Consider the following 3086-nt stretch of genomic DNA (forward strand, 5'->3'; position numbering starts at 1 on the left):
CGGTAAGAGTGCCCTTTGGCGCTTATTTTGTTTGTTGCTTATTCATCGCGCTCATCATTTGATTGATTTTCTTTTGGGAAGGTTTTTGTCCCATTTGCATCATCATCATTTTTAACATTTGTTCGTTAATTGGTGGATTTTTTTGTAAGTAATTCATCATATATTTGCGGGCAATGAAAAATCCTAACGCCACGCCTGCTACTAGTGCTACTACGCCCACTAGAATACCTAACCACATTGGCATATCTTTTCCTCCTTCATGTTGTCTACCTTACAGTGTACTAAAACCTTTTCAATAAGACAAGATACTATTCGACATTTTTTACACATATGTTCGTACTTGTTTGAGAGGATTTAACCATCCGTACTTTTTATTTTCATAATCCATCGCTAAAAATGTTAACTCACACCTTCTAAGCACCTCAAAGAAAGTTGTTTCCATGGATACATTTCCAGAAGTATTCATTCGAATATATTGTGGTTTCACCATTATTTCGCCATATTCGGCTCCTGTATAGAGCGTATGAGTATGATGTGTTCTTTCATATTTGCCAAGAACATGCAAAGCTTGTTCTAATTTATGATGAAGTTTCATTACTTGTAATGGCATCGTAATATACGTCATTTGTTTATATAATACTTTCTTCTCCGAAAGGGACCCAGATTCTGAAAATCGAGCAAATAAATCAAAAAACAAATATTCACGACCAAAGTAAGCTTTCGCAATATCCTCTTGAATTAAATACAATTCATACGTTTTCATTTTTTCCCTCCCGATCTGGACAACCTTTTCCCTACATTATATAAGAAAAAATTTGCAATGATTGTCTGACTACGGAGAGAGAAAAAACTTTTCCTGTCGAAAAAACTCAATTACATAGAAAAATCTCCCCATGCTGGAGAGATTTTTCTAAAATCATTAAAGCATTTCTTTTACTTTGCGAACAACGTTCTCTACAGTAAATCCATACTCTTCCATAATCTTCTCACCAGGAGCAGAAGCACCGAATGTGTCGATACCTAGTACATCTCCATCAAGACCTACGTAACGGTGCCATCCGAATGTAGCACCCATTTCAATTGCGAAACGTTTCGTTACTGCTTTTGGTAGTACAGATTCTTTGTACTCAGCAGTTTGAGCTTCAAAGCGATCCATAGATGGCATGCTAACAACAGCTGCATCAACGCCGTCTGCTGCTAAAGCTTTTTGCGCTTCGATTGCTAAGCTTACTTCAGATCCAGTTGCAAGTAGGATTACATCAGCCGTTTCTTTCTTGCTTGCAGAAACTACATATGCACCTTTTGCTACTTTTTCATAAGTATCGTCTTTTGCACCTTCTAATGTCGGAAGATCTTGACGAGTTAACACTAATGCAGTTGGTGTTTTTGTAGATTCTAAAGCTAATCTCCAAGCTGCAACAGATTCGTTACCGTCAGCTGGACGAATAACAGAAACGTTTGGCATTGCACGAAGTGCTGCTAATTGTTCAACCGGCTCATGCGTTGGACCATCTTCACCAACAGCGATACTGTCGTGTGTGAATACATACGTTACAGGCAATTGCATTAATGCTGCAAGACGAATTGCTGGACGTAAGTAGTCAGAGAATACGAAGAACGTACCACCGTAAGTTTTTAAACCGCCATGTAGTGCAATACCGTTCATTGCTGCACCCATCGCAAACTCACGAACACCGTACCAAATGTTTTTACCGCTGTAATCAGCTCTTGTGAAGTCTTTTTCGTTATTCATGTATGTTTTGTTAGAACCAGCAAGGTCAGCTGATCCACCAAAGAATGATGGTACAGACTCTGCAATAGCATTAATTACAGCACCTGAAGAATTACGTGTTGCTGCTTTTGATCCTAATTCATAAGTTGGTAAGCTTTGTTCCCAACCTTCTGGAAGAAGACCATTCATTGCTGCTTGCAGCTCGTTTGCTAATTCTGGATATGCTTGTGCATATTCACCGAGCATCGTGTTCCATGCAGCTTGTGCAGTCTCACCAGCATCTTGTACCGTTTTACGGAAGTTGTCATATACTTCTTCTGCTACATGGAAATCTTGTTCAGCAGTCCAAGCATATGCTTCTTTCGTTAATTTTGTTTCGTCTACACCAAGTGGAGAACCGTGTGAAGCTGATTTTCCTGATTTGTTTGGAGAACCGAAACCAATTGTCGTTCTTACTTCAATTAGCGTTGGGCGTTTTTCGTCAGCTTTCGCTTCTTCAATTGCTTTTGCAATTGCTTCAATATCGTTTCCATCCTCAACACGGATTACTTGCCAGCCGTATGCTTTGTAACGATCTTCTACACTTTCAGAGAATGAGCGATTTAAATCGCCATCTAATGAAATATCGTTTGAATCGTAAAGCACAACAAGACGACCTAATTGTAAATGAGCAGCTAATGAAGATGCTTCAGCAGAAACGCCTTCCATTAAATCGCCATCACCACAAATAGCGTATGTATGATGATCTACTACATTGTACGCATCACGGTTATACTTTGCTGCTAAATGTCTTTCAGCCATCGCCATACCAACAGCTGTTGCAATACCTTGTCCAAGTGGACCAGTTGTTGCGTCTATACCTGCTGTGTGACCATACTCAGGATGTCCTGGAGTTTTGCTTCCCCATTGACGGAAGTTCTTTAAGTCATCCATTGTTAAGTCATAACCAGATAGATGAAGTAGGCTGTATAGTAACATTGAACCATGACCTGCAGATAATACGAAACGATCGCGGTTAAACCACGTTGGGTTATTTGGATTGTGTTTCATAAATTGAGTCCATAATGTATAAGCCATTGGTGCTGCACCCATTGGCATTCCTGGGTGACCAGAATTTGCTTTTTCAATCGCATCAATGGATAATGTGCGAATCGTGTTGATAGAAAGTTGTTCGATTGAATGTGACATGCTATTCTTCCCTTCGCGTATGTTAGTAAACGTTTTATACATTTATATGATAGCTTCCCACGCAAGATTATACAACATGTATCGGCAAATATGTTGATGTTTTTTTGATTTTTTATAAAAAAACCAATGTTTCCGGTAATGTATGGGTATTCAATATGACATACTT

The 3086-nt window shown here is 39.1% G+C and carries 3 protein-coding genes; all 3 read right to left on the reverse strand.

Translation table 11 applies throughout. The features are described from left to right. Window positions 1–22: 22 nt before the first annotated feature. The 3 genes from AB3X48_RS20040 to tkt all read right to left on the reverse strand — a co-directional run bounded on the left by AB3X48_RS20040 (window position 23) and on the right by tkt (window position 2920). A complete protein-coding gene (locus AB3X48_RS20040) occupies window positions 23–244 on the reverse strand; it encodes a YneF family protein (protein WP_001132292.1) in 222 nt (73 codons plus the stop codon). A gap of 78 nt (window positions 245–322) precedes the next feature. Then, window positions 323–763, reverse strand: a complete 441-nt coding sequence (sirA, locus tag AB3X48_RS20045) for a sporulation inhibitor of replication protein SirA (RefSeq protein WP_367959858.1) — start codon at window positions 761–763, stop codon at window positions 323–325. A gap of 156 nt (window positions 764–919) precedes the next feature. Then, on the reverse strand, window positions 920–2920 hold the full coding sequence (gene tkt, locus AB3X48_RS20050) for a transketolase (RefSeq protein ID WP_016105864.1): 2001 nt from the start codon (window positions 2918–2920) through the stop codon (window positions 920–922). Between the last annotated feature and the right edge of the window lie 166 nt (window positions 2921–3086).

The sequence above is a fragment of the Bacillus sp. S4 genome (assembly GCF_040838205.1).
Taxonomy (GTDB): domain Bacteria; phylum Bacillota; class Bacilli; order Bacillales; family Bacillaceae_G; genus Bacillus_A; species Bacillus_A cereus_U.

Coding starts and splice junctions, on each gene's coding strand:
- AB3X48_RS20040 (WP_001132292.1), bottom strand. CDS start 244: ATGCCAATGTGGTTAGGTATTCTAGTGGGCGTAGTAGCACTAGTAGCA.
- sirA (WP_367959858.1), bottom strand. CDS start 763: ATGAAAACGTATGAATTGTATTTAATTCAAGAGGATATTGCGAAAGCT.
- tkt (WP_016105864.1), bottom strand. CDS start 2,920: ATGTCACATTCAATCGAACAACTTTCTATCAACACGATTCGCACATTA.